This is a genomic window from Stenotrophomonas sp. Steno-Z10-BAI (assembly GCF_056393115.1).
Genome location: NZ_JBWJOZ010000002.1, coordinates 434,276 through 456,464, shown reverse-complemented (window position 1 = coordinate 456,464; position 22,189 = coordinate 434,276). Strand labels below are relative to the sequence as shown.

General features: G+C 67.5%; 24 protein-coding genes and 2 pseudogenes. 12 read left to right on the top strand and 14 right to left on the bottom strand.

Annotation, left to right across the window (positions count from 1 at the left end):
- Window positions 1-9 precede the first annotated feature (9 nt).
- The 3 genes from AC06E9_RS06940 to AC06E9_RS06930 are packed head-to-tail and all read left to right on the top strand — an operon-like array spanning window position 10 to window position 3,654.
- Window positions 10-2,415, top strand: a complete 2,406-nt coding sequence (locus AC06E9_RS06940; RefSeq protein ID WP_478055774.1) for a DUF802 domain-containing protein — start codon at window positions 10-12, stop codon at window positions 2,413-2,415.
- On the top strand, window positions 2,412-3,059 hold the full coding sequence (locus tag AC06E9_RS06935) for an OmpA family protein (protein ID WP_478049594.1): 648 nt from the start codon (window positions 2,412-2,414) through the stop codon (window positions 3,057-3,059). The genes AC06E9_RS06940 and AC06E9_RS06935 overlap by 4 nt, the downstream gene beginning before the upstream one ends.
- Entirely contained in the window at window positions 3,049-3,654 is a 606-nt protein-coding gene (locus tag AC06E9_RS06930) for a DUF2894 domain-containing protein (protein ID WP_478055773.1), read from the top strand. Before AC06E9_RS06935 ends, AC06E9_RS06930 begins: the two co-directional genes overlap by 11 nt.
- Window positions 3,655-3,693: 39 nt before the next feature.
- Here the strand turns inward: AC06E9_RS06930 and AC06E9_RS06925 are convergent, their stop codons facing one another.
- Complete coding sequence (locus tag AC06E9_RS06925) at window positions 3,694-3,861, bottom strand: helix-turn-helix domain-containing transcriptional regulator (RefSeq protein WP_226956713.1); 168 nt, start codon at window positions 3,859-3,861, stop codon at window positions 3,694-3,696.
- Between the two features lie 240 nt (window positions 3,862-4,101).
- Between AC06E9_RS06925 and mdcA the strand changes: the two genes are divergently transcribed.
- The 9 genes and pseudogenes from mdcA to AC06E9_RS06880 all read left to right on the top strand — a co-directional run bounded on the left by mdcA (window position 4,102) and on the right by AC06E9_RS06880 (window position 12,333).
- A complete protein-coding gene (gene mdcA, locus AC06E9_RS06920; protein ID WP_282260058.1) occupies window positions 4,102-5,745 on the top strand; it encodes a malonate decarboxylase subunit alpha in 1,644 nt (547 codons plus the stop codon).
- A 10-nt stretch (window positions 5,746-5,755) separates the two neighbouring features.
- Window positions 5,756-6,076: a malonate decarboxylase acyl carrier protein gene (gene mdcC, locus AC06E9_RS06915; protein WP_121036901.1), complete on the top strand. Its 321-nt coding sequence runs from the start codon at window positions 5,756-5,758 to the stop codon at window positions 6,074-6,076.
- Window positions 6,073-6,991: pseudogene (locus AC06E9_RS06910) on the top strand (biotin-independent malonate decarboxylase subunit beta). Before mdcC ends, AC06E9_RS06910 begins: the two are co-directional and overlap by 4 nt.
- Window positions 6,982-7,686, top strand: coding sequence for a biotin-independent malonate decarboxylase subunit gamma (gene mdcE / locus AC06E9_RS06905; protein ID WP_121036903.1), 705 nt, complete (start codon window positions 6,982-6,984; stop codon window positions 7,684-7,686). The pseudogene AC06E9_RS06910 and the gene mdcE overlap by 10 nt, the downstream one beginning before the upstream one ends.
- Before the next feature lie 3 nt (window positions 7,687-7,689).
- Window positions 7,690-8,328, top strand: coding sequence for a malonate decarboxylase holo-[acyl-carrier-protein] synthase (gene mdcG, locus AC06E9_RS06900; RefSeq protein ID WP_152154301.1), 639 nt, complete (start codon window positions 7,690-7,692; stop codon window positions 8,326-8,328).
- On the top strand, window positions 8,325-9,191 hold the full coding sequence (gene mdcB / locus AC06E9_RS06895; protein ID WP_478055772.1) for a triphosphoribosyl-dephospho-CoA synthase MdcB: 867 nt from the start codon (window positions 8,325-8,327) through the stop codon (window positions 9,189-9,191). The genes mdcG and mdcB overlap by 4 nt, the downstream gene beginning before the upstream one ends.
- Complete coding sequence (mdcH, locus tag AC06E9_RS06890; protein WP_152154297.1) at window positions 9,188-10,105, top strand: malonate decarboxylase subunit epsilon; 918 nt, start codon at window positions 9,188-9,190, stop codon at window positions 10,103-10,105. The genes mdcB and mdcH overlap by 4 nt, the downstream gene beginning before the upstream one ends.
- Before the next feature lie 87 nt (window positions 10,106-10,192).
- A complete protein-coding gene (locus AC06E9_RS06885; protein ID WP_123729373.1) occupies window positions 10,193-11,536 on the top strand; it encodes an SLC13 family permease in 1,344 nt (447 codons plus the stop codon).
- 75 nt (window positions 11,537-11,611) lie between these two features.
- Window positions 11,612-12,333: pseudogene (locus AC06E9_RS06880) on the top strand (GntR family transcriptional regulator).
- An 8-nt stretch (window positions 12,334-12,341) separates the two neighbouring features.
- Here the strand turns inward: AC06E9_RS06880 and AC06E9_RS06875 are convergent.
- The 13 genes from AC06E9_RS06875 to AC06E9_RS06815 all read right to left on the bottom strand — a co-directional run bounded on the left by AC06E9_RS06875 (window position 12,342) and on the right by AC06E9_RS06815 (window position 22,071).
- Entirely contained in the window at window positions 12,342-12,587 is a 246-nt protein-coding gene (locus AC06E9_RS06875; protein WP_121036908.1) for a hypothetical protein, read from the bottom strand.
- Between the two features lie 149 nt (window positions 12,588-12,736).
- Complete coding sequence (locus tag AC06E9_RS06870) at window positions 12,737-13,651, bottom strand: fimbrial protein (RefSeq protein WP_478055771.1); 915 nt, start codon at window positions 13,649-13,651, stop codon at window positions 12,737-12,739.
- A gap of 50 nt (window positions 13,652-13,701) precedes the next feature.
- Complete coding sequence (locus AC06E9_RS06865; protein WP_478055770.1) at window positions 13,702-14,442, bottom strand: fimbrial biogenesis chaperone; 741 nt, start codon at window positions 14,440-14,442, stop codon at window positions 13,702-13,704.
- A 79-nt stretch (window positions 14,443-14,521) separates the two neighbouring features.
- Window positions 14,522-15,040 carry a fimbrial protein gene (locus tag AC06E9_RS06860; RefSeq protein WP_152154291.1) on the bottom strand — a complete coding sequence of 173 codons (519 nt, stop codon included), beginning with the start codon at window positions 15,038-15,040 and terminating at the stop codon, window positions 14,522-14,524.
- Window positions 15,041-15,116: 76 nt separating this feature from the next.
- Window positions 15,117-15,659 (bottom strand): fimbrial protein, encoded by a 543-nt coding sequence (locus AC06E9_RS06855; protein WP_282261112.1) that lies wholly within the window; start codon window positions 15,657-15,659, stop codon window positions 15,117-15,119.
- Window positions 15,656-16,150 (bottom strand): fimbrial protein, encoded by a 495-nt coding sequence (locus AC06E9_RS06850; RefSeq protein WP_282261114.1) that lies wholly within the window; start codon window positions 16,148-16,150, stop codon window positions 15,656-15,658. Before AC06E9_RS06850 ends, AC06E9_RS06855 begins: the two co-directional genes overlap by 4 nt.
- Window positions 16,151-16,188: 38 nt before the next feature.
- Window positions 16,189-16,728: a fimbrial protein gene (locus AC06E9_RS06845; RefSeq protein WP_478055769.1), complete on the bottom strand. Its 540-nt coding sequence runs from the start codon at window positions 16,726-16,728 to the stop codon at window positions 16,189-16,191.
- Entirely contained in the window at window positions 16,725-17,255 is a 531-nt protein-coding gene (locus tag AC06E9_RS06840; RefSeq protein WP_461769883.1) for a hypothetical protein, read from the bottom strand. The genes AC06E9_RS06845 and AC06E9_RS06840 overlap by 4 nt, the downstream gene beginning before the upstream one ends.
- Window positions 17,256-17,262: 7 nt before the next feature.
- Complete coding sequence (locus AC06E9_RS06835) at window positions 17,263-17,793, bottom strand: fimbrial protein (protein ID WP_183073632.1); 531 nt, start codon at window positions 17,791-17,793, stop codon at window positions 17,263-17,265.
- Window positions 17,794-17,801: 8 nt separating this feature from the next.
- Window positions 17,802-18,341 (bottom strand): fimbrial protein, encoded by a 540-nt coding sequence (locus tag AC06E9_RS06830; RefSeq protein WP_478055768.1) that lies wholly within the window; start codon window positions 18,339-18,341, stop codon window positions 17,802-17,804.
- Window positions 18,342-18,349: 8 nt separating this feature from the next.
- The gene (locus AC06E9_RS06825; protein ID WP_478055767.1) at window positions 18,350-18,886 is read right to left on the bottom strand and encodes a hypothetical protein; all 537 of its coding nucleotides are present in this window, start codon (window positions 18,884-18,886) and stop codon (window positions 18,350-18,352) included.
- 3 nt (window positions 18,887-18,889) lie between these two features.
- Window positions 18,890-19,447 carry a fimbrial protein gene (locus AC06E9_RS06820; RefSeq protein WP_478055766.1) on the bottom strand — a complete coding sequence of 186 codons (558 nt, stop codon included), beginning with the start codon at window positions 19,445-19,447 and terminating at the stop codon, window positions 18,890-18,892.
- On the bottom strand, window positions 19,444-22,071 hold the full coding sequence (locus AC06E9_RS06815; protein WP_478055765.1) for a fimbria/pilus outer membrane usher protein: 2,628 nt from the start codon (window positions 22,069-22,071) through the stop codon (window positions 19,444-19,446). The genes AC06E9_RS06820 and AC06E9_RS06815 overlap by 4 nt, the downstream gene beginning before the upstream one ends.
- Window positions 22,072-22,189 lie beyond the last annotated feature (118 nt).

The following is a 22,189-nucleotide window of genomic DNA, read 5'->3' as shown; positions in this document are numbered from 1 at the left end:
CGGGACGTCATGTTCAGAACCAGTCTTCACTACGTTGTTTTCCTGCTTGGCCTTGTTGCGGTGTGCTGGATCGGCGCGGGCTATGCCAGCACCAATCCGGTCGGTTTCGCGGTCGCCCTGCTGATCGCTATCTGCTACCTCGCCGGTGGCCTCGAGCTGTATCGCTACCGGCAGGCGACCGCCTCGCTCACGGCAGCCAGCACCAGTGCGGGCACCGCCAGCGCCGGGCTCGCCACCTGGCTGGGCCAGCTGCATCCCAGCCTGCGCAACGCGGTGCGCCTGCGCGTGGAAGGCGAGCGCGTTGCCCTGCCCGGCCCGGTCCTGACCCCGTACCTGGTCGGGCTGCTGGTGCTGCTGGGCATGCTCGGCACCCTGCTCGGCATGATGGCGACGCTGCGCGGCACCGGACTGGCGCTGGAAAGCGCGACCGACCTGCAGGCCATCCGCGGCTCGCTGGGTGCGCCGGTGGAGGGCCTTGCGGTCGCCTTCGGCACCTCGATCGCCGGTGTCGCCACCTCCGCGATGCTGGGCCTGCTCTCGGCCCTGTGCCGGCGTGAACGTCTGGAAGCGGTGCAGCGGCTGGACGTGGAGATCGCCACTACCCTGCACACGCATTCGCAATCCTGGCAGCGCAATGAAGCCTTCCGTTTGCTGCAGCAACAGGCCGAACTGATGCCGGCGCTGGTGGATCGGCTGCAGGCCATGACCACCGCGATCGAGCAGCAAAGCAGCGCCTCGGGTGACCGCCTGCTGGCTAACCAGCAGCGTTTCCATGCCAAGGCGGACGAGGAATATGCCCGCCTGACTGCGGCCATCGAACAATCGCTCAAGGCCAGCGTCGCCGAGAGCGCACGTGCGGTCGGTGCGGCCTTGCAGCCGGTGATGGACACCACGCTCGCCGGCATCGCGCGTGCCAACGCCACCATGCACGAAACGGTGACCGATGCGGTGCAGCGCCAGTTGGCCGGTTTGACTCAGGGTTTCGATGCCAGCCGTGCCGCCACCGCCGCGTCCTGGCAAGCCGCGCTGGACAGCCAGCAGCAAACCAATACCGCCCTGACCACCGACCTGCGCGCCGCGCTGGACGGGTTCACCGCGCAGCATGATCAACGCGCACTTGGCCTGCTCGATGCGGTCTCCGCGAAGCTGGTCAGCACCGCTGACGGTTGGCAGGCGGCACAGTCCGAACAGCAGCAGACCAATGAAGCCATGGCGACCGAGCTGCGCAGTGCACTGGCCCAGTTCGCCGAGCAGCATGGCGAGCGCTCCAGCGCGTTGCTTGAAGCCGTCTCGACCGAGCTCAACGCGACCGCGCAGCGCTGGCAGGAGGCTCAGGCTGCGCAGCAGCAGACCCATGCCGCGCTGACTGCCGATCTGCGCAGCGCACTGTCCAGCTTCACCGACACACATGACGCCCGGGCCACCGGCCTGATCGACGCGGTCGGCAGCCGCATGGAGGCCACCACCGCGCAGATCGCCGAGGCATGGCAGCACGCCCTCGCGCGCCAGGATGCCGCTGCGACCGCACTGAGCGAGCGCCATCAGCACGCGCTGGATGCCGCCGCCGCGACGCTGCAGGCGCAGGCGGTCTCGCTCGGCGAGGCGATGCAGCACTCACATACCCAGCTGCAGGACGCACTGGAAGCGCGCGATCAACAGCGCCTGAGCGTGTGGACCGATGCCTTCACCGGCATGAGCGCCAGCCTCGGCGAACGCTGGGAGCAGACCGGCGCCAGCGTGGCCAGCCGTCAGCAGGAGATCTGCGACACCCTCGCCCGCACCGCCAACGACATCACCCAGCAGGCCCAGGCGCACGCCAGCGAGACGATCAGCGAAATCTCGCGGCTGGTGCAGGCCGCTTCGGAAGCGCCCAAGGCCGCGGCCGATGTCGTGGCCGAACTGCGCAGCAAACTTTCCGACAGCCTGGTCCGCGACACCGCCACGCTGGAAGAACGCAGCCGCCTGCTGGCCACCGTGGAGACCCTGCTGGATGCGGTCAACCACGCCGCCAACGAACAGCGCGTCGCCGTCGATGCACTGGTCTCGACCTCCGCCGAGCTGCTGGACCGCGTCGGCACCCGCTTTACCGACCACATCGAAGCCGAGACCGGCAAACTGGGCAGCGTGGCCGTGCAGGTCACCGGCAGTGCGGTGGAAGTCGCGAGCCTGGCCGATGCGCTCGGCAGCGCCGTGCAGTCCTTCGGGACGGCCAGCGACGGTCTCAACGAGCGTCTGGCCCAGATCGCCGCCTCGCTGGATGGTTCGCTGGCCCGCAGTGACGAGCAGCTGGCCTATTACGTGGCCCAGGCGCGCGAAGTCATCGACCTCAGCGTGCTCTCGCAGAAGCAGATCATCGATGAGCTGCAGCAGCTGGCCGGCCGCCGCAGCAGCAAGGCCGGAGCCGCCTCGGCATGAGCGACGAGATCGAAGTCGAGGCCGACGGAGGCGCCCCGATCTGGGCCGCCTTCGGCGACCTGATGTCGGTGCTGCTCGGTGCGTTCGTGCTGATCCTGGTCGGGGTGGTCGCACTGCAGCTGGAGCTGACCCACCGGCTGGATGAAGAGGTCAAGCAGCGCCAGGCCGAAGTGCAGCGTCGGCAGACGCTGGAGCAGGCCCTCGCCGGCCCGCTCGCGGCCGGACGCGTGACCCTGGTGGATGGCCGCATCGGGATCCGCGGCAACGTGCTGTTCGCGTTGAACTCCGATCAGCTGCAACCGGAAGGTGCCGACGTCCTCAAGAGTCTTGCCGGGCCGTTGAAAGGCTACCTGGCCTCGCGCGAGGAGATCCTGATGGTCAGTGGCTTCACCGACGACCAGCAGGTGCGCGACGGCAACTGGCGTTTCGCCGACAACTGGGAACTCTCTGCCGAGCGCGCATTGACCGTGACCCGTACCCTCATCGCCGAGGGCGTGCCCTCAGATGCGGTCTTCGCGGCAGCATTCGGTTCCGAGCAGCCGGTGAGCTCCAACGCCGACGAGGAGGGCCGCGCGAAGAACCGCCGCGTGGAGATCGCCCCGATCCCGAAACCCAAGGCGAGCAAGGCCGCGGATGCCCCGTAACCCAGTCGCAACCGCTGAGATTCTCCAACGTTGGCGGGCGGACAAGCTCGACGGGCTGGACCGCACGCGCTTTGCGGTGATCGAGGCACTGCATGCCCGCGCACAGATGCATGACGGTGAGGTGCGGGCGCTGTTGCAACGGAAGCTGGACGCGTTGGTCGCAGGTTACGCTGAGCGGGTTGCCAATGCGTCGGCATCGGTAGTGACCGCGCCGGGCCCGTCAGCCGGGCGCATCGGCCTGCAGGCGCTGGTCACGGAATTGACCGGGCAGCACAGTGCTGCGTATCCGGAATTGCCGGTGCTGGGCGAGGTCCGTGCGACGTGGGCCAGGCTTCGCAATGCCAGCCAGCTCAAGGAATCACTGGCCCAGATGCCCACCAATGGTGGGCCGTTGAACTCCGGTGTACTCGTTCATCGCGCGCTGACGCTGATGAAAGAGACCTCGCCCGGCTACCTGACGCATTTCATGGCGTACCTGGACGCGCTGTCGGGCATGGAACACCTGCATCAGTGGGGCGTGCTCGTGGCAACCCCGAAGGTGGTGCCGCGGGGGGCGAAGCCGCGGCGGCCGCGTGCGGGCAAGGCGCCTAGCTGATCGTCAGGGTCACGCGACAGACCCGCATCACGCGCCACTTTACTCATGCCTTGCGCGCGCGATCTCCCCAAGCGCCTTGGCGATGAACGCCGCATCGCCGTCACTTTCGATGATGCAAGCATCGAGATACGCCGCCATCTCGTCGGGTGTTCGCAGGTGCTCGGCCACATCAAATGTCTCCAAGCGCGTTTTCTTGTTCATTGCCATGGCATCTGTACTCCGAACCATTCGGGGCTATTGTCTTTTGTAGCCCACCGGCTCCAACTCGTCCAAGCGCCCTGGGCAGGGTCCGCGCGGGCGCTCGGTCAACACGCATTTTGAACGAGGCAGGCATTCAACGCTGCAAACATGAATACGCCGTTCCAGCAATCTCATTCCAGCCCCCTTGCCCCCGCCAATCTTGGATGGTAGTTTCGTAATTACAGCGTAATTATGTAGAGGCAGCAGATGGCTCGAGACTGGAACACGCTTGCGGATCGCCGCCAGGCACGGCTGCAGCGGGCCACCGATGCCGGCCTTGGGCGCCTGGTGCCGTATGCGGAGGTCCCACAGCTCCTGCACACCGTGCTGGAACCCGGCGACCGGGTCTGCCTGGAGGGCAACAACCAGAAGCAGGCCGATTTCCTGGCCGAGTGCCTGGCCCAGCTCGATCCGGCGCAGGTCCACGGCCTGCACATGGTCCAGTCCGTGCTGTCCCTGCCCTCGCACCTGGATGTCTTCGAGCGCGGCATTGCCCAGCGCCTGGACTTCTCGTTCTCCGGCCCGCAGAGCGGCCGGCTCGCCAATCTGGTTGCCGAAGGCCGGATCGAGATCGGGGCGATCCACACCTATCTCGAACTGTTCGGCCGCTACTTCATCGATCTGACCCCGCAGGTCGCGCTGATCGCCGCCCAGGCCGCCGACCGCCACGGCAATCTCTACACCGGCCCCAACACCGAAGACACCCCCGTGATTGTCGAGGCCACCGCGTTCCGTGGCGGCATCGTGATCGCGCAGGTCAACGAAATCGTCGACACCCTCCCCCGCGTCGATATCCCGGCCGATTGGGTCAACTTCGTCACCGAGGCGCCTCGCCCGAACTACATCGAGCCGCTGTTCACCCGCGACCCGGCACAGATCTCCGAGATCCAGGTGCTGATGGCGATGATGGCCATCAAGGGCATCTACGCCGAGTACGGTGTGCAGCGCCTCAACCACGGCATCGGCTTCGATACCGCCGCGATCGAGCTGCTGCTGCCGACCTATGCCGAATCGCTGGGCCTGAAGGGCAAGATCGGCACGCACTGGGCGCTCAATCCGCACCCCGCGCTGATCCCGGCGATCGAATCCGGCTTCGTGCAGTCGGTGCACTCGTTCGGCTCGGAGCTGGGCATGGAGCGCTACATCGAGGCGCGCTCGGATGTCTTCTTCACCGGCAGCGACGGCAGCATGCGCTCCAACCGCGCGTTCTCGCAGACCGCCGGGCTGTACGCCTGCGACATGTTCATCGGCTCCACCCTGCAGATCGATCTGCAGGGCAATAGTTCCACCGCCACCCGTGATCGCATCGCCGGCTTCGGCGGCGCGCCCAACATGGGCTCGGATGCCCGCGGCCGCCGCCATGCCAGCCCGGCCTGGCTGAAGGCGGGCCAGGAAGCGGCCCTGCCCGGGCAGATGCCGCGCGGGCGCAAGCTGGTCGTGCAGATGGTGGAAACCTTCCGCGAGCACATGGCGCCGGCCTTCGTGGAGCGTCTGGATGCATGGGACCTGGCCGAGCGCGCCAAGATGCCGCTGCCGCCGGTGATGATCTACGGCGATGACGTCACCCACGTGCTGACCGAAGAAGGCATCGCCAATCTGCTGCTGTGTCGCAGCCCTGAGGAACGCGAACAGGCGATCCGCGGCGTGGCCGGCTACACCGCGGTCGGCCTGGGCCGTGACCGCGCGATGGTCGAGAACCTGCGCGACCGCGGCATCATCCGCCGCCCCGAAGACCTCGGCATCCGCACCCGCGATGCCAGCCGCGATCTGCTCGCCGCGCGCTCGGTCAAGGATCTCGTGCGTTGGTCCGGTGGGTTGTACAACCCGCCCAAACGCTTCCGCAACTGGTAAGGGGCACGCCATGGAAACCCTGCGTTATCGCTTCCCCGGGCAGCACGATCTCACCGAGCGCGATCACCACGCGCTGGTCGGCGTGGTCGCCTCGGGCAATCTGGAAGTGCTGATCGAACCCACCCCACTGGACGGCGCAATGGAGATCGAGGTGATCACCTCGGCCACCGGCTTCGACACCATCTGGCAGGCCGTGCTGGCCGATTTTGCCGCCCGCCACCCGCTGCGCAATGTGCGGTTGTCGATCAACGATGCCGGTGCGACCCCGGCGGTGGTCAGCCTGCGGTTGCAGCAGGCGCTGGAAACTCTGCAGGAAGGAGACGCCGCGTGAGCAGTCACAGCTTTTACGAGGCCGATGCCCGCGAGCGTATCCACGGCCTGCTCGATGCCGGCAGCTTCAGCGAGTTCGTCGGCCCGGCCCGCCGCATCATCAGCCCGCACCTGGCCCAGCTGGATCAGCCGGGCGCGTTCGATGACGGCATCGTGGTCGGCACGGGCAGTTTGGACGGTCGCAGCGTGCTGATCGCCGCGCAGCAGGGCCAATTCATGGGCGGCGGCGTGGGCGAAGTGCACGGCGCCAAGCTCACCGGCCTGCTGGAGCGTGCCGTTGCGGTGCGTCCAGAGGCGGTGCTGCTGCTGCTCGACAGTGGTGGCGTGCGCCTGCATGAGGCCAACGCCGGCCTGATCGCCATTTCCGAAATCATGCGTGCGGTGCTGGCCACGCGCGCCGCCGGGATTCCGGTGTTCGCGCTGATCGGCAGCGGCAACGGTGCGTTCGGTGGCATGGGTATCGTCGCCCGCTGCTGCACGGCGGTGGTGATGTCCGAAGAAGGCCGTCTCTCGCTGTCCGGCCCGGAAGTGATCGAGACCGTGCGCGGTGTGGAAGAGTTCGACTCGCGCGACCGTGCCCTGGTGTGGCGCGTGACCGGCGGCAAACACCGCTATCTGATCGGCGATGCCGTGCAGCTCGTGCCGGATCGCATCGAGGCTTTTGCCGATGCCGCCACGGCGCTGATGACCGCACATGCCGAGCCGCAGGATCCGCTGGGCGCGCTGGAACAGGCGCAGGCCCAGCTGGGTGCGCGGATCAACGCCTATGGCGGCTGCCGCGATGGCCTGGAGGTCTGGCGCCTGCAGGGCATTGCCGATGCCGATGCAGGGCATTGCCGATGCCGAGCAGCTGCCGCTGCTGGAGACCGCTGACTTCCTTGACGCCGTCAAGGACCGGAGCCTGCCATGGAACTGACTTCCCTGCTCGATGCCCTGTTCCCGCTCGGCCACGCGGTCACCCGCAAGGACGATGTGCTGGGCGGCACCGCCACCACCGCCGCCGGCGAGGTCACTGTGATCGGCACCGCCAACAAGCTGGAGGTGGGCGTCGATCACGCACTGGCGCTGGCCGCCACCGTGCTGGCCAGCACCCGCGCATATCCGCAGCGGCCGATCGTGATGCTGGTGGACACCGCCGGTCAGCGCCTGGCGCGCCGCGATGAAATGCTCGGCATCAACAGTTACTTCGCGCACCTGGCGCGCACGTTGGATCTGGCCCGCCGCCGCGGCGCGCCACTGGTCAGCCTGGTGTATGGCGAGTCCGTGAGCGGCGGCTTCCTCTCGTTCGGGCTGATGGCTGATCGCATCTTCGCCCTGCCCGAAGCGCAGGTGCGGGTGATGGATCTGCGCGCGATGGCCCGCGTCACCAAACAACCGCTGGAAAAACTGCAGGCACTGAGCCAAAGCTCGCCGGTGTTCGCGCCGGGGGTGGAGAACTACGTCAGCATGGGCGCCGTGGAGGCCATCTGGGAGGGCGACCTCGCGCAGGCGCTGGTGGATGCGCTGCAGGCGCAGGTCATCGGCGATCAACGCCGCGAACGGGGCGCCGAGCGCGGTGGCCGCCGGTTGGCACGCGATGTCGCCGCTGCCGTGGCCGCAGGGGAGGCCTGAACCATGCGCCGCCACGACCTGGTCTGGCTTGCTCCGCAGGCACCGTGGCAGGTGCTGACCCCGGGCGCGGATGCGCGCCTGCGGGCGTGGGCCGAAGCACGCCTGCCCTTCGTCGTGGCGCGACGCGATCCGGTCACTGATGGCGATCAGCTGCGGCTGGGTGTGCCGTTGCCCTTGGCCGAGCAGCGCCAGCGGCTGTCGCTGCGGATCGAACGCACCCACGTGCAGCGCACCGCGCCGCCGCCGTTGCTGCCCGAGGTCGCCGAAGCACTGGCCGCCCCCTGGCGCGATGCGCTGCCTCCCTTGCTGGCCGACCTGCCCGAGCCCACCCCACCGCCCCGCGTGTTCGGCAGCTTCGCCTGGCAAAGCCTGACCGGCCTGCCGTATCTGCACGCCGGCTCCGATCTGGACCTGCTGTGGCAGATCACCGAGCACACGCACGCCGCGGCGCTCACCGAACGCATGCGCCGCTGGGAACGCGAGCACGGCCTGCGCATCGATGGCGAGCTGCGTTTCCCCGGCGGGCAATGCGTAAGCTGGCGCGAGTACGCCGGCGGTGCCGCCCGCCTCCTCGTCAAATCGGATGACGCCTGCTGGTTGTCCACACGCGATGCCCTGCTCACGCAGCCGGTGGCCGCATGAACGCCGTGCCGCGCCCCGCCCCGTTGCCACCGCCCTCCCCCACGGCGGCTGCGCATCGGCTGGCCCGGATGGCGATCACCAGCCTGCATGCCGAACTGGCCTGCGCCCCCAAACCCGGGTTGGTCACACCGTGGAGCCGCGGCAGCCACGATGACATGGACGCGGCCACCTTCCTGCGCAGCCTGTTCGCGCTGCGTGGCTATTTCGTGGCGGTCGCCGCCGCCGGTGCGCACAACGTGCCGTTCGATGATCTGCGCATGCTCGGCATCGAGGCGGAAGCCTCAATGCTGCGGGCGACGGGTGGCATCAACACCCATCGCGGCGCGATCTTCAGTCTCGGCCTGCTGGTCGCCGCGTCCGCACGTCTGCGTCATGTCGAACATGCTGCGCCCCAAGGCACTGCGGTCTGTCATGCGGTGCGCGGGCACTGGGCGTCCGCGCTGCTCGCCGCACCGTTGAACAGCACCAGCCCTGGCCAGCGCGCCCGCCAGCGGCATGGCGTGCCCGGCGTGCGCGAACAGGCGGCGCAGGGATTCCCGCTGCTGCGCGAGGTGGCCCTGCCCACCCTGCAGGCCACCCTGCGCGCCACCGGTGACCGGCAGACCGCGATGGTGCAGACACTGATGTCGCTCGTCGCGGTCACTACCGATCTCAACCTCCTGCATCGCGGCGGCGAACGCGGGCTGGCTTTTGCACAGCAGCAGGCACGTCGCTTCCTTGCCGAGGGCGGCGCGCTCGAGTCCGGCTGGCGGGCACGGCTCGGGGCGGTGTGCGACGCGTTCGAAGCGCGTCGACTCAGCCCGGGCGGCAGCGCCGATCTGCTGGCCTGCGCGTGGTTCCTGCACCTGCAGGAGCGCGCATGAGCCTGGTCCTGCTCTGCCCCGGTCAAGGCGGCCAGCATCCGGATATGTTCAAGCGGGTGCGCGCGAATGCGCAGGCGCAGCCGGTGCTCGATCTGGCCAGCACGCTGCTCGGCGCACCCGTCGCACAGATGGCGGCCGATGCGTCGCGCTTCCACAACGCAGTGGCCCAGCCGCTGGTCTGCGCCGCGGCGCTGGCACATTGGGCGGCGTTGCAGACGCAGCTGCCGGCCATCACCGCCGTCGCCGGCTACAGCGCCGGCGAGCTGGCCGCGCACGCGGTGGCGGGCAGCTTCGACACGGCCGCCTGTCTGGCGCTGTCGCGCGAGCGCGCCCGGTTGATGGACGCTGCAGCGCCGGTCGATGCCGGGTTGCTGGCGGTGATCGGGCTGGACGAGGCTCACATCGCACATCTGTGCGCGACGCACGGGGTGTTCCTGGCCATCGTCAATGGGCCCGACCACGTGGTCGTTGGCGGCCTGCGGCCTGGGCTGGAGGCCGTCGCCGCCGACGTGGCTGCCCACGGTGCCCGCACCGTCCCGCTGCCAGTGGATGTGCCCGCGCATACCCCGTTGCTGGCCGCAGCGGCGCAGGGCTTTGAGAAGCCGTTGCGCGCACTGCCACTGCACGCCCCCCATCTGCGCCTGCTGGCCGGCATCGACGGCCGCCTGGTCAGCGATGTTGGGCGTGTCGTGAGCACCTTGTCGGCGCAGATCGCCCAGTCCGTGCAGTGGCAGACCGTGCTGCAGCAGGCGGTCGAGCGCGGTGGGCGCGTATTTCTGGAACTGGGCCCGGGCGCGGCGTTGAGCCGTCGTGCACGCGAGCTGCATCCGCAGCTCGAGGCGCGTTCCGTGGAGGATTTCCAGACGCTGGAGGGCGTTCTGGAGTGGGTGGACGGTGCATGCGCACGCGCATGAAGGTCTGCCGGTAACCGCAGCACCACGTAACCCCGGATGGCGGGTCGCCATCATGCTGCACGCGTATCAAGTGTCTCGGGAGGGCGCATGAGTCCGCAAATCGCAACGATCATCGGCTTGGTGATCATGTTCATCGTGGCCACCGCGCTGCCCATCAACATGGGTGCGGTGGCCTTCGCGCTGGCCTTCATCATCGGCGGCCTGTTCGTCGGGATGGAGGGCAAGGAGGTGTTGGCCGGCTTCCCGGGCGACCTGTTCCTGACCCTGGTCGGCATCACCTACCTGTTCGCCATCGCACAGAAGAACGGCACCATCGATCTGCTCGTGCATTGGGCAGTCAAGGCCGTGCGCGGGCACATCGTGGCCATCCCGTGGGTGATGTTCGTGGTCACCGCGGTGCTGACCGCCTTCGGCGCGCTCGGCCCGGCCGCGGTGGCGATCATCGGTCCGGTCGCGCTGCGCTTTGCCAAGCAGTACAAGATCAACCCGCTGATGATGGGCCTGCTGGTGATCCATGGCGCGCAGGCCGGTGGCTTCTCGCCGATCAGCGTGTATGGCGGCATCACCAACCAAGTGGTGCAGAAGGCCGGCCTGGAAGTCACGGAAATGGCCGTGTTCCTGACCAGCCTGGGCTTCAACCTGCTGATGGGCATCATCTGCTTCTTCGCCTTTGGCGGGCTGGCCCTGATGCGTCGCGCACCGACCGCGACCGAGCCGTTGATCGCCGGCAGCCAGGCCTCCTCGCGCCAGTTTGCGATCGAAGGGCACGGCGCCCTGGTCTCGGCCGGTGGTGGCACGCTCTCCAATGATCCGGACGCGCTGGATGACGTGCGCATCAACCGTGAGCGCGTGTTCACCCTGATCGGCCTGCTGGGCCTGGGCATCGCCGCACTGGTCTACAACCTCAACGTTGGCCTGGTCTCGATCACCGTCGCGGTGGTGCTGGCCCTGCTCTCGCCGAACTCACAGAAGGGCGCGGTGGATGGCATCAGCTGGTCGACCGTGCTGCTGATCAGCGGCGTGGTCACCTACGTGGCCGTGCTGCAGCAGGCCGGCGCGGTGGATTACATCGGGCATGGCGTGGGGGCGATCGGCATCCCCCTGCTGGGTGCGCTGCTGGTCTGCTATGTCGGCGGCATCGTGTCGGCGTTCGCGTCCTCGGCGGCGGTGCTGGGCGCCACGATTCCCCTGGCCGTGCCGTTCCTGATGCAGGGGCATCTGAGCGCTGCGGGGGTGATCTGCGCCTTGGCGATCTCCTCCACCGTAGTGGACGTGAGCCCGTTCTCCACCAACGGTGCGCTGGTCGTGGCCTCGGCCGCGAAGGAAGAGCGCGAAGCGCTGTTCCGCCGCTTCCTGGTCTACAGCGGGCTGGTGGTGGCGTTCGGCCCGCTGCTGGCGTGGCTGCTGTTCGTGGTACCGGGCTGGATGTGACCCCATGGCGGGCCTGCTCCGGCAGGCCCGCCCTGACCCGTTAGAATGCTGCACACCTGCCCATGAAGCCCTGCTATGCCCCTGGCCCCTGGTCCCCGCCTGTCGAAGAAACGCGTGCCGCTCTATGAAGAGGTGGCCGAGCAGCTGCGCCAGAAGATCTACGACTACGAACTGCCGCCGGGTGAATGGATCGATGAGCCGATGCTCGCCGAGGAACTGGGCATCAGCCGTACCCCGTTGCGCGAGAGCCTGAAACTGCTGGCCGCCGAAGGGCTGGTCCAGCTCGATGCCGGCCGCGGCAGCCGCGTCACCCGGCTCACCCTGGAAGACCTCAACCAGCTGTTTCCGGTGATGGCGATGCTGGAAGGCCGTTGCGTGCATGAAGCGGTCAAGCGTATCGATGCGGACGGCGTGGCGCAGCTGCAGGCCCTGCATGACGCGATGGAGGTCGCCGCCGCCGCGGGCGATCTTGCCGAGTACTACCGCAACAATTACCTGATCCATGAAAGCCTGCAGAACCACGCGGGCAACCCGTGGTTGATCCGGGTGACGCACGATCTGCATCGCATCCTCAAGATGCACCGCGGCCGGCAACTGCTGACCCCGGGCCGCATGGCCCAGTCACTGGCCGAGCATCGCGCACTGATGGAATGCATCCGCAACCGCGATGCCGAAGCCGCCGAGCAGAGGATGAACCGGCATCTGCTCAGCCAGGGCGAAGCGCTGGCGGCCTATGTCGCCGCGGGCGGCCAGTTTTGAACGTGCCTGCGCCGTTGCCGCGCCACGGCGGAATCTGAGGCGCCGCCTAGGCGAGCTCCACGGTCAATCGGGTCAAGGATTGCCCCAGCAGATGCAGCCGGATCTGATCCAGGCTGGTGAAGTAGCAGACGGTCTCCGTCCCGGCCAGGCGATAGATGCCGCGCTTGCCGCCGAGCAACACGAACTTTTCCTGGTCCACCAGGTACTGGGCGACCGGCGGCACGCCCTGTGCCTTGAGTCCATCGATATCGATGGGTTCAAGTGCGTCGAGATCCTGCAGTGCTGTGGTCATGGGTGGGGGAAGCGTCTTGATGGGAGCTCCAGCTTAGGAGGCGGGTAAGCAGCAGCGCGTGGAATCATCGTGAGGATGATGCGAGTGCGTTGCGGCGGCGTCATGGCTCGGATAGGTCCACTCGCTGTCAGGTCACATCACGCCCCCCACTACGGATAGTCCATCGTCAACGTCACCGCGCTGCCGATCGTGCCCGGGGTCAATGCGCCCGTGCGGATGTAGCGCACGGCAAACTCCAACGGCGCGGTTACGTTGGCGGCCGTCTTGGCCTGCGTCCAGCTCGATCCCATGTTCTGCACCACGTAGGTGCCCGAGGCATTCTTCCGCAACAGCTGAAGCTGCAGCCCTTTGCTGGTGGTGCTGCCCGGGATCGCCGCCAGCAGGTTGCTCGTGCTTCCCGTGGTGTGGGCATCACGCAGGGTAAAGCGCACATTGGTGGTCATGGTGACCGCCCCCGTGCAGGTCAGCGGCATGATGAACCCCGCATTGGCAGTGACCGTACTGTTCACTGCCCCCAGGTCCGTCGCGCGCACGTCCGCCAAAGGCGGAGCATGATTGGCCAGGCGGCAGAACCCCGGCAGCATGCCGAAGGTAAAGTCGGTCCGGAACGTCCTGCTGTCTACGCTGGGGCAGCCCGAATACGCATTGACCTCGCAGATCCACACCCAGATGGTGGGCGCTCCAGAGCCGTGAGTAAACGTGGTGCCATTACGTCGGATGACCTCGAATGCCACCGAATAGGTCCCTGACGAGGGTGCGCTCATGATGTCTGTGGTGCCCAGAGGCCTGAGGACGCCGTTCACCCGAACCCGCACGCCGAATACATTGGCACTGTATGTATTGTAATGGGCCAGGGTGGCCGCATCCGTGGACCCGCTCGACATCGTGAGGTGAATACGGATCCCCTTGGAGCACCCTGAGAACGTAAAACTGGTGCCGTTGCTGGTCGATACCGTCTGGCCAATCGCCGGTAAAGGCACGTTGGTGGGCGCGGCGAGCGCTCTTACCCCGGGGTTGCTCGCATTGCAATCCGCCCACGCTGGCACGCTCAGCACCAGCAGCACACTGGCGGCCAGCCAGCTGCGCCATCGCAGGCCTGCCGCGGCCCACCTGCTCACTGCGCCAGCGCCGCCGACGCGCTCAGGTGCCCACCAAAATCGTCGATCCAGTCGAACTGCACGGGCTGCCCTGCGCCCGGCGCCTTGTCCAGCGCCATGCGCAGCGAACTGCCCGGCGCAATCATGCCCGGCTCAGTCACGCTGGCACCGCCCACCGAGGCCGTCGCAAGCGAGACGTGATAGCGGCTGGGGTTGTGCACCTCAAGGTACTCCCCATCGGCATCGCGCCCTCTGCTCCACCGCAGGTTGGCGGCCGCCTCGCGCGGCTTGCCCTCCAGGCCCACGGGGCGATAGAACAGTTTGATCCGGCTGCGCACGGCCAGCTGCAGCAGATTCTCATCCGGCGCGGCCTCGCGGCGCGGGGGAATCTCCAGCACGTTGAAATAGAACACCGACTCACGGTCCGTCGGCAGCTCCGGCATTGCCTGCGGGGTGTGCAGCAGCCGCAGCGACTGGCCCTGCCGCGGCTCTATGCGCGCCAGCGGCGGGGTCAGGACGAACGGCACCCGGATCTCGCTGGCCTTGGCGTCGGCGTCGCCCGCATCGATCCACGCCTGGATCATTGCCGGTGCATCGTCCTGGTTGTTGAGCTGGATGGTGCGGTCTTTATCGTTGGCATCAAAGATGATGCGGGTGCCGACAATCACCACGCCGGCATGGGCGTGGGGAACGATGGCCATGGATGCGCCGGCCATCAAGGCAGCGGCCAACAGCGGGCGGAAAGAAAAGCGATGCATGAGGAAACTCCAGTCAGGCCCGGCCTGGCCGGGCGCCCGCCTCGCCGGAGCCGCAGCTGCGGCCCCGGGCTGCGTGGGATCAGGGATAGGCAACCGTGAAGGTGGCATTGGATTTGGCGGTGCCCGCACCGGCCGCGCCGCCAACGGCAACGTAGACCGCGGTGTAGTCCAGCTTCACCGCACCGGTGGTGATCGGCACGAACGAATCGGCGGTCGGCAGGCCATTGATGATCTGGCGGGTGCCGGCGGCGTTGTCGATACCGATCTGCACATTTTTGGCGGTGCTGGCGGCAGTCAGGCGCAGGTTGCCGGTGGCGTTGTCCCCAAGCGTGGGGCTCTCAAAGCGCACCGCCACCGTGCCGGTGGGCGCTGCGCCCGGGCAGGTGAGCGTGATCGGCATCGAGGCGCGGCCGGTCTCATTGCCGGCGGCCGACAGCGCCGATACATCCAGCTTGCCGAACTTGACGTCCACCTTCGCCGCCGCCGTGACGGTGCAGGTACTGGCCACCAGCTCGCCGTCGAAATCGATGGTGTTGGCCGAGGCCAGCGCGGGCAGCAGCAGGGCGGCGAACAGCAGGGCGGTCATGGGTCGTTTCATGGGAAATTCCTTTGAAGTGGGCTTGAGGGATATGCAGTGGTCCGGCCTGCTCAAGCGACAGATCGGCGCGTAGGTTTCAGTCGTAGGTCACCACGACCGTGGCGGCGCTTTTGAAGCTGCCGTGCTGGAGGGGGCTGCCGTTGTGCCGATAGAAGTAGCTGCGGCCCTGATATGTCGCCGCGCCGCTGGCCACCGCCAGGCTGGCGTGGTGACCGGCGGCCGGCATCACGGCCTCCGAGCCCTGCTCCACCAGGTGCAGACTCACGCCGGTGGCAGTACCGTGGTTGGCGTATTGCGGCTGACCGGCGGCATGCGGGGGGCCGGCAAACACCAGCGCGACCCGGCGCACGCCGCGGCAATTGACCAGGCGAAACTCCCAGTCCAGTGCCGTGGCGGCCACCACCCCGGTAGCCGCCCCGATCACGTGCAACTGCACCCTGGGCAGGTCCACCCGTTTGGCCTGGTCCTCGGTGTGTACCTCACACGTGCCGGGACGCACGCTGCCGGCCAGATCGACCACCCCATCGGCCAACGCAGGCCGCGGCCACGGCAGGAGGATCATGCACAGCGCGATCGCCCTGCCGCGCTGCGGTGCTGCACTGGCGCGCGTGCGACTCATTGGTAATCGACAGTCACGGTGAAGGTACTGCTGATGTCACCCGCAGTGACCTCACCCGTGCCGACCTTGGTGTACTGCGCGCACAACGCTTCGGTATGGGTACCGGTGAAGGTGCGGGTGAGCGTGCTGCCCGGCGCCACGGTGGTACCGGTGGCCGAGCACGCGCCCTGCTGCAGCCAGATGCCGGTATTGGGGGCAGCGCCGGTGGTCAGTTTGTTGCGGAAGATCGTGGCACTCGGTGCAGGTGCTGCATCGGCGGCGGCGCCGAAGGTGAGGCGCGCACCTTTGACGCCGCTGCAGGCCGTCAGCGCCAGCGAGAACGGCGTGTAGCTGTCCGCCACCCCACCGCCGGCCGTGGCCGGAAACTTGTCGGCACTGACCGCGGGCATGGTGTGGGTGGGATTGTTGAGGGTGCAGGTACCCGGGCGAACGGTCCCGGTCAGGCTGACGTTCTGTGCGTGCACGGGAGCCAGCAGGAGCCCGGACGCCATGATCGCAATGCAGGCAGGAAATCGCATAATGGAAGGCCTCAGCGGTAAGTGATGGTGACGGTGAAATTGGTGGACAGCGGGCCCATCGTCACCAGGCCGCCGGCGATCTTCACGTACTGGGCGCACAGATAGAGCTGGTACGTGGCAGTCGTGAAGTTCTTGGTGATGGATGCGCCCGGGGCGACGGTGGCGCCCGCCGTACAACGGCCGGTGCCCTCCTTGATCCAGTAGCCGGTGAACGGCGCGCCATTGGTGGCCTTGTTCCGGAACACATTGGCCTGGGTGCTGGCATCGGCCACCGCCCCCACCTGGAACGTGGCTCCGGTAACGCCGGAGCAACCGGTCAAGGCGATCTCGAAATCCGTGTAGCTGGCCGGGGCCGAGCCGGTGTTGCCTGCCACCTGGGGGAAGACATTGGCACCCACCGCGGGGATGGACTTGCTCACGGCAGCCACCGAGCAGGTGCCGGCATCGATGCTGCCGTTGAGATCGACGCGGGCACTGTTCTGGGCCGCTGCATCGGCGCCGCAGGCGAGCATCCCAACCAGCGCCAGCAAGGAAAGCAGATGCGTGCTCATCGGTACGTCACCGTGACGGTGAAGGTGGTGGTCAGCGGCCCCATCGAGACCAGGCCGCCGGCGAATTTGTAGTACTGGGCGCACATCGGAAGCGTGTACGTTGCCGTGGCAAAGGTCTTGCTCAGGGTCGCTCCCGGGCGCACGGTGGCGCCGGTGCTGCACGCCGCCGTCTCCCGCACCCAGATGGCGGTGAAGGGCGCACCATTGGTGGCCTTGTTGCGGAAGCTGTCGGTCTGCTGGGGCTCGGCATCGGCAGCCGCGCCGAACACGAAGTTCGCGCCGGTCACGCCGGAACACCCGGTCAATGCGACGTCGAATGGGGTGTAGCTGGCCGCCACCCCCGCTTTGCCGGCAGCGGTCTGCGGGAACGCACTGGCCTTGACGGCGGGCATTGTCTTGGTTACCGCAGCCGTTGTGCAGGTACCCGCCTGGATGCTTCCATTGAGATCAACGCGCACGGTGCTCTGCGCCGCAGCCAACGGGCAGGCGCACAGGGCCAGTAGCGGAAGGCAGTTGAGAAGGTTCATCCCGGTCTCATTGATAGGTGATCGTGACGATGAAGCTGGTGCTGGCCGGGCCCTGCGTGACCAGGCCACCAGCGGACTTGTAGTACTGAGCGCACAGCGGAAACGAATAGGTTGCTGTGGTGAAGGTCTTCGTGACGGCTTGCGCAGGCTGATAGGTCGGCCCCGCGCTGCAGCTGCCGCGCAACCAGATGGCGATGTAGGGCGATCCACCAGCGCCTTTATTGCGGAAGCTGTCGCGCTCGGTGGCGTGACGGTCCGCATCGGTGCCGAAGACGAACGTCGCGCCGGTGACGGACGAGCAGGCCGTCAGATTGATCGTGAAATCGGTATAGCTGGCCGCGGCCCCCCCCTTGCCGGCGGCGGTCTGCGGGAAAGCATTCACGCCCACGGCGGGCATGTTCTTCGACACGGCCGTCGCGGTGCACGTACCGGCCAGGAGCGTGCCGTTGAGATCGATGCGCGCTCTCGAAATCTCCTGTGCCGCCGCCGGCAGCGGCGCCGCGAGCAGCACGGTGACCAGCGCCTTGGCGAGGGTCATGCGCGCCCTCATTGGTAGGTGATCGTGACGGTGAAGCGGGTGCTGATCGCACCCCGCGTGACCACGCCGCCGGCAAGCTTGACGTACAGCGCGCACAGCGGCACCTCGTGGGTCGACCCACTGATGGTTTCGTTGCGCGTACTGGCGGGCGCGATGGTTCCGCCAGTGGCACAATCGGTGGTGGGCCGCAGCCAGATAGCCGCGTACGGTGCGGCATCCGCCGTAGCCTTGTTCCGGAACATCGACGCGCGGGATGGCTCTGCATCTGCGGCTGTCCCGAACACCAGCGTTGCGCCGGTCACTCCTGCACAACCGGTCAATGTGAGATTGAACGGTAGCCAGCTGGCGGCATTGCTGTTCTCGCTTGCGGGATTGTTGTTGAACGTGTTCGCCATGACGGTTGGAAAGCGTTCATTGACCGCCGCCACCGTGCAGGTGCCCGGCTGGATCCGGCCCGTAAGCGCGACGTTGGATGTGCCGGTGCTCTGCGCACGCGCAGGCAGCCCGCACACCAGCACCAGTAATGGCAGGACGAACACTATGCGCATCATGACCCTCATCGGTAGGTAATCGTCACGGTGAAATCGGTGCTGATGCCGCCCTGGGTCACCAGGCCGCCGCGGTGTTTGTGGTACTGCGCGCACAGCGCGAGGTCGTACTCCGGTGTTGAGAAGTCGCGCGAAAACGCCTTCCCCGGTGTGATCGTGGCGGACGATGTGCAGGTGCCGGCCTTCAGCCAGATCGACGTGAACGGCGCCGCATCCGCGGCTTTGTTCCGAAATGCATTGGTATGCGTGGGCTCGGCATCGGCATGGGTGCCCATCACGAACTCCGCACCCAGCACGCCGGCACAGCGCGTAAGAGCAAGTACGAAGGAGGTGTAGCTGGAGGGAACACCGGCACTGCCGGCGGCGTTCTGCGAGAAGAAATCGGCCGTCACCTCAGGCATTGTCCTGCTCACCGAGCCCACCGCGCAGGTGCCGGCCTCGATCTGCCCGCCCATGGCGAAGCCTGCCGTGGACCCCGCCTGGGCCACGGCAATACCGGGCAGCACCAGGCCGAGCAGCAGCAGCGGTGGATGCAGGCTTGCCATGGCTCAGAGGAACGTCACGGTGAGGGTGAACGCTGTGCTGATCGAACCCTTGGTGACCAGACCGCCCGCGAGCTTGTAGTACTGCGCGCACAACGGCACGTTGTGGGTGGCGGTGGCGAAAGTGCGGTTCAAGGTCTTGCCCGGCGTGACGGTTGCGCCGGTGGCGCAGTTGGTCTCCTTCAACAGCAGGCCGGTATACGGCGCCGGGTTGGTCGCTGCCTTGTTCTTGAACGCGTCGGCCTGGCCATCGGCTGCATCGGCGGCCGCACCAAAGGTGATCGTGGCACCGGTCACGCCGCTGCAGCCGGTCAGCGCAAGATTGAACGTATCAAAGCTGGGTGTCGCACCGCCGGCGGTGGCCGCGACATTGGGAAAGTCGCTGGCCGAGGCGGTGGGCATGGTGCGGTTGACTGCGCCAATGGCGCAGGTGCCGGCCTCGATCTGGCCAGTCAATGCGAAGTTGGCGGTGGCGCGACTCTGTGCAGCCGCCGGAAAGGCGGTGAGCGCCAGGGCGATGAGCGCGGTACCCGCCCGGGCCGCGCATGCGAAGGTGGTGGTCATGGAGAACCTATCGAAGTAAGAGGAGAGGTGAGATCAGCCGCGGAGGCGGCCTGCTCGATGAGGGGTGTTACGGGTGGTGCTGGTGCAGCAGGGGGCTGGTGGTCGTCACCGGCCGTGGTCGCGCTGTCCTGGCAGACCGATTCGGCCCAGCGCTGGCCGCGCTCCCTGCGCACCTCCGCCTGGCTGAACTGCATCGCACAGTGCACCGTGGTGCCGGTGCCCACGGTCAGCCAACCGTTGATCGGCGCATGGAGGTGGACAATGCCGCCCTGCCCCACCACGCCGACCACGGCGCCTTCGCTGTCGTATACCTGGCTGCCGAAGTGGGTCAGCGCGCTGCCGTCGGGGTGGGTCACGTAGGCGAACGCGGCGTGCCGCTGCTGCGTTTCGAACGAGAGCGCCACCGCTGCTCCCGCCGTGGGGGCCACCCGGCGGCTGTTCTGCAGCAGCGTCAGGTCCAGTGACAGGCCGTCCGAGGCGATGGTCACCTCGTTCCAGCGGTACGGGCTCAGGCCGGGCAACAGGGCATAGCCGTTGCGGCCCACTCTGGCGCCGTTGATGCCGACGCGGGCCCCCTTGCCACCGTCCACGCGGACGATGCCGAACGTGTTGCCCAGCGATGGCCCCAGATTGAGGCCGCCCGGATGCCATACCACCGCACCGGATGCACCGGCGGTGATCCGCTGATCGTGCTCGCTGTACATGTAGCCGGCACTGACGCGCGCCAGCGGTGTCTGCAGCTGCGCGCTGAGATTGGCGCTGTTGCTGCCATCGGGCGAGCGCGACAGGCCCGCGCCGTAGTCAACCGGCAGCGAGCCGGGGGCCCGGCCACTGACATTGACATACTGGCTGGTGCCTCCCTGCTGCTGCGCCAGTGACAGGCTGACCGAGGCCGGGCGCTCGGCGCCCCCCAGCGGCACCTCGAACTGTGCCTGGACCTGGTCATCACGGCGGCCGGTGCTCGAGCGCACGCGCATCGCACTCAGGCTCCAGCTGACACGCCGCCAACGGCTCTGCAGGCCGATCTGGTAGTCGGTCTGTGCCTGGGCTGCGCCCCAGTAGCTGACATGGCTGGCACGCACGAAGGCAGACGAGCGCGTGCCCAGTTGCTGCGAGAAATCCAGCTGGATGCGGCGCTTGGCGCGCTGCAGGATGGCCTGGCCGGACGCGTCGCCCGGCTTGGCGCGCCACTGCATCGCCTCTTCCAGGGTGACGAAGTCGCCACTGCTGTAGCGATAGGTGGCCAAGCCGATGTTGGTGCCGGTACTGGCCATGTGCCGCTGGTAGTTGACGCGCACGCTGTTGCCCCGGCGCACGCCATGGCCGTTGAGCGTTACCTGCGAGTGCGTCAGGTCTGCGCCGAACGCGCCAATGGACGTGTTGATTGCCGCGCCAGCCAATGCGGCGTGGTAGCCCTGCGTGGCCTGCGTACCGGCGAGCAGGGTGAGCCAGTTGTTCATGCCCCTGCCCCAGGTGCCCTGGAAGAACACCGGGTCGGACAGCCCATCGTGCTCACCGGAGGTGCGTCGACGCCCCCCCGCCAGGCTGTAGCGCCAGGCACCTTGCCGCAGTGCCTGCGGCACCGCGGCGAAGTTCACCGAGAAGCGCTGCTCGCTGCCATCGGCCTCGGTGACCACCACGTCAAGATCGCCGCCGTAATTGGAGGGGTACAGGTCATCGATCAGGAACGGCCCGGCTGCCACCCGGATCTCATGGATCACATAACCACTCTGGCGCACGGTGACGGTAGCCGCCGAGCGCGCCATGCCGCGGATCAGGGGCGCATAACCGCGCAGGGCATCGGGCAGCATCTGCTCATCGGTGGACAGCTGCGCCCCGGTAAAGGCAATGCTGTCGAACAGTTCGCCGGTGGTCATGGATTGCCCCACCAGCAACTGGCTGCGCCAGCGCACCACATCCCGCTGCAGATACGTATGCCCGGCCTGGTAGCCGCTGTCGCCCTCGTGCCGCCGCCATGTGCCCCGATGGCGCAGCCGCCACGGCCCGTGGTTGAAGCCGAAGGAAAGGCCTGCGTACGCTGCCACACCGCTGTCATTGCGCTGCGCGTTGAAGTCGTAATCCAGCATGCCGACGGTGACACCAGGGTCCCACTGCCCCGGGTTGACCGTGCCACGCGCCTGGGTCTCCAACGCCTGCTGCGGTACGCTCAGGTTCAAGCGCAGCGCGTGGGTATCGAAATGCGCCTGGGCGTGTTCAACGCGGCCGACCAGCGGCACGCAACCGCGCACGTCCTCCTGCAGGTGCTCGGCTTTGACGCCGCCGTCTTCCAGCAGCGTGCGCGGCAGGCAGGCCTCGGCACGCAGAGGATCGGCGCCGGGATGGAACGTGATGCCGTGACGGCCCAGGAAGCTGTCATTGAGGTGGACGTCCAGATCGTATTCGCCCGCTTCAACCGGATTACCGTGGCGGAAGCGCTCCAGATCGGCATCGCTGGCGCCGTCCATGAGGAAATCGGCATTGAATGCCAGCTCCACCGGTGCCCCATTGCCACTGGCCATGGCCAGACCATGCCAGCAGCCGGCCAGCGCCGCCGCCAGTGTGCTGACACGCGCGCCTCCCCGACGCTGCCGATGCGGCGCGCGATGGGAAAGCGATGGGCTCATGCGTATCGGCACGGGGTGTTGCCCGCTCAAAGCGGGACCAGGTCAGCGGAAGTGCGGCGAGAGTGGCAGCGGCCTGCGGGCAGGTACATGCAAGAACTTGCAAAACACAGCGGCGTCA

What these genes read in the sequence shown, in the direction of transcription:
- AC06E9_RS06940 (WP_478055774.1), top strand. Translation starts at nt 10, where the DNA reads ATGTTCAGAACCAGTCTTCACTACGTTGTTTTCCTGCTTGGCCTTGTT.
- AC06E9_RS06935 (WP_478049594.1), top strand. Translation starts at nt 2,412, where the DNA reads ATGAGCGACGAGATCGAAGTCGAGGCCGACGGAGGCGCCCCGATCTGG.
- AC06E9_RS06930 (WP_478055773.1), top strand. Translation starts at nt 3,049, where the DNA reads ATGCCCCGTAACCCAGTCGCAACCGCTGAGATTCTCCAACGTTGGCGG.
- AC06E9_RS06925 (WP_226956713.1), bottom strand. Translation starts at nt 3,861, where the DNA reads ATGGCAATGAACAAGAAAACGCGCTTGGAGACATTTGATGTGGCCGAG.
- mdcA (WP_282260058.1), top strand. Translation starts at nt 4,102, where the DNA reads ATGGCTCGAGACTGGAACACGCTTGCGGATCGCCGCCAGGCACGGCTG.
- mdcC (WP_121036901.1), top strand. Translation starts at nt 5,756, where the DNA reads ATGGAAACCCTGCGTTATCGCTTCCCCGGGCAGCACGATCTCACCGAG.
- mdcE (WP_121036903.1), top strand. Translation starts at nt 6,982, where the DNA reads ATGGAACTGACTTCCCTGCTCGATGCCCTGTTCCCGCTCGGCCACGCG.
- mdcG (WP_152154301.1), top strand. Translation starts at nt 7,690, where the DNA reads ATGCGCCGCCACGACCTGGTCTGGCTTGCTCCGCAGGCACCGTGGCAG.
- mdcB (WP_478055772.1), top strand. Translation starts at nt 8,325, where the DNA reads ATGAACGCCGTGCCGCGCCCCGCCCCGTTGCCACCGCCCTCCCCCACG.
- mdcH (WP_152154297.1), top strand. Translation starts at nt 9,188, where the DNA reads ATGAGCCTGGTCCTGCTCTGCCCCGGTCAAGGCGGCCAGCATCCGGAT.
- AC06E9_RS06885 (WP_123729373.1), top strand. Translation starts at nt 10,193, where the DNA reads ATGAGTCCGCAAATCGCAACGATCATCGGCTTGGTGATCATGTTCATC.
- AC06E9_RS06875 (WP_121036908.1), bottom strand. Translation starts at nt 12,587, where the DNA reads ATGACCACAGCACTGCAGGATCTCGACGCACTTGAACCCATCGATATC.
- AC06E9_RS06865 (WP_478055770.1), bottom strand. Translation starts at nt 14,442, where the DNA reads ATGCATCGCTTTTCTTTCCGCCCGCTGTTGGCCGCTGCCTTGATGGCC.
- AC06E9_RS06860 (WP_152154291.1), bottom strand. Translation starts at nt 15,040, where the DNA reads ATGAAACGACCCATGACCGCCCTGCTGTTCGCCGCCCTGCTGCTGCCC.
- AC06E9_RS06855 (WP_282261112.1), bottom strand. Translation starts at nt 15,659, where the DNA reads ATGAGTCGCACGCGCGCCAGTGCAGCACCGCAGCGCGGCAGGGCGATC.
- AC06E9_RS06850 (WP_282261114.1), bottom strand. Translation starts at nt 16,150, where the DNA reads ATGGCGTCCGGGCTCCTGCTGGCTCCCGTGCACGCACAGAACGTCAGC.
- AC06E9_RS06845 (WP_478055769.1), bottom strand. Translation starts at nt 16,728, where the DNA reads ATGAGCACGCATCTGCTTTCCTTGCTGGCGCTGGTTGGGATGCTCGCC.
- AC06E9_RS06840 (WP_461769883.1), bottom strand. Translation starts at nt 17,255, where the DNA reads ATGAACCTTCTCAACTGCCTTCCGCTACTGGCCCTGTGCGCCTGCCCG.
- AC06E9_RS06835 (WP_183073632.1), bottom strand. Translation starts at nt 17,793, where the DNA reads ATGACCCTCGCCAAGGCGCTGGTCACCGTGCTGCTCGCGGCGCCGCTG.
- AC06E9_RS06830 (WP_478055768.1), bottom strand. Translation starts at nt 18,341, where the DNA reads ATGCGCATAGTGTTCGTCCTGCCATTACTGGTGCTGGTGTGCGGGCTG.
- AC06E9_RS06825 (WP_478055767.1), bottom strand. Translation starts at nt 18,886, where the DNA reads ATGGCAAGCCTGCATCCACCGCTGCTGCTGCTCGGCCTGGTGCTGCCC.
- AC06E9_RS06820 (WP_478055766.1), bottom strand. Translation starts at nt 19,447, where the DNA reads ATGACCACCACCTTCGCATGCGCGGCCCGGGCGGGTACCGCGCTCATC.
- AC06E9_RS06815 (WP_478055765.1), bottom strand. Translation starts at nt 22,071, where the DNA reads ATGAGCCCATCGCTTTCCCATCGCGCGCCGCATCGGCAGCGTCGGGGA.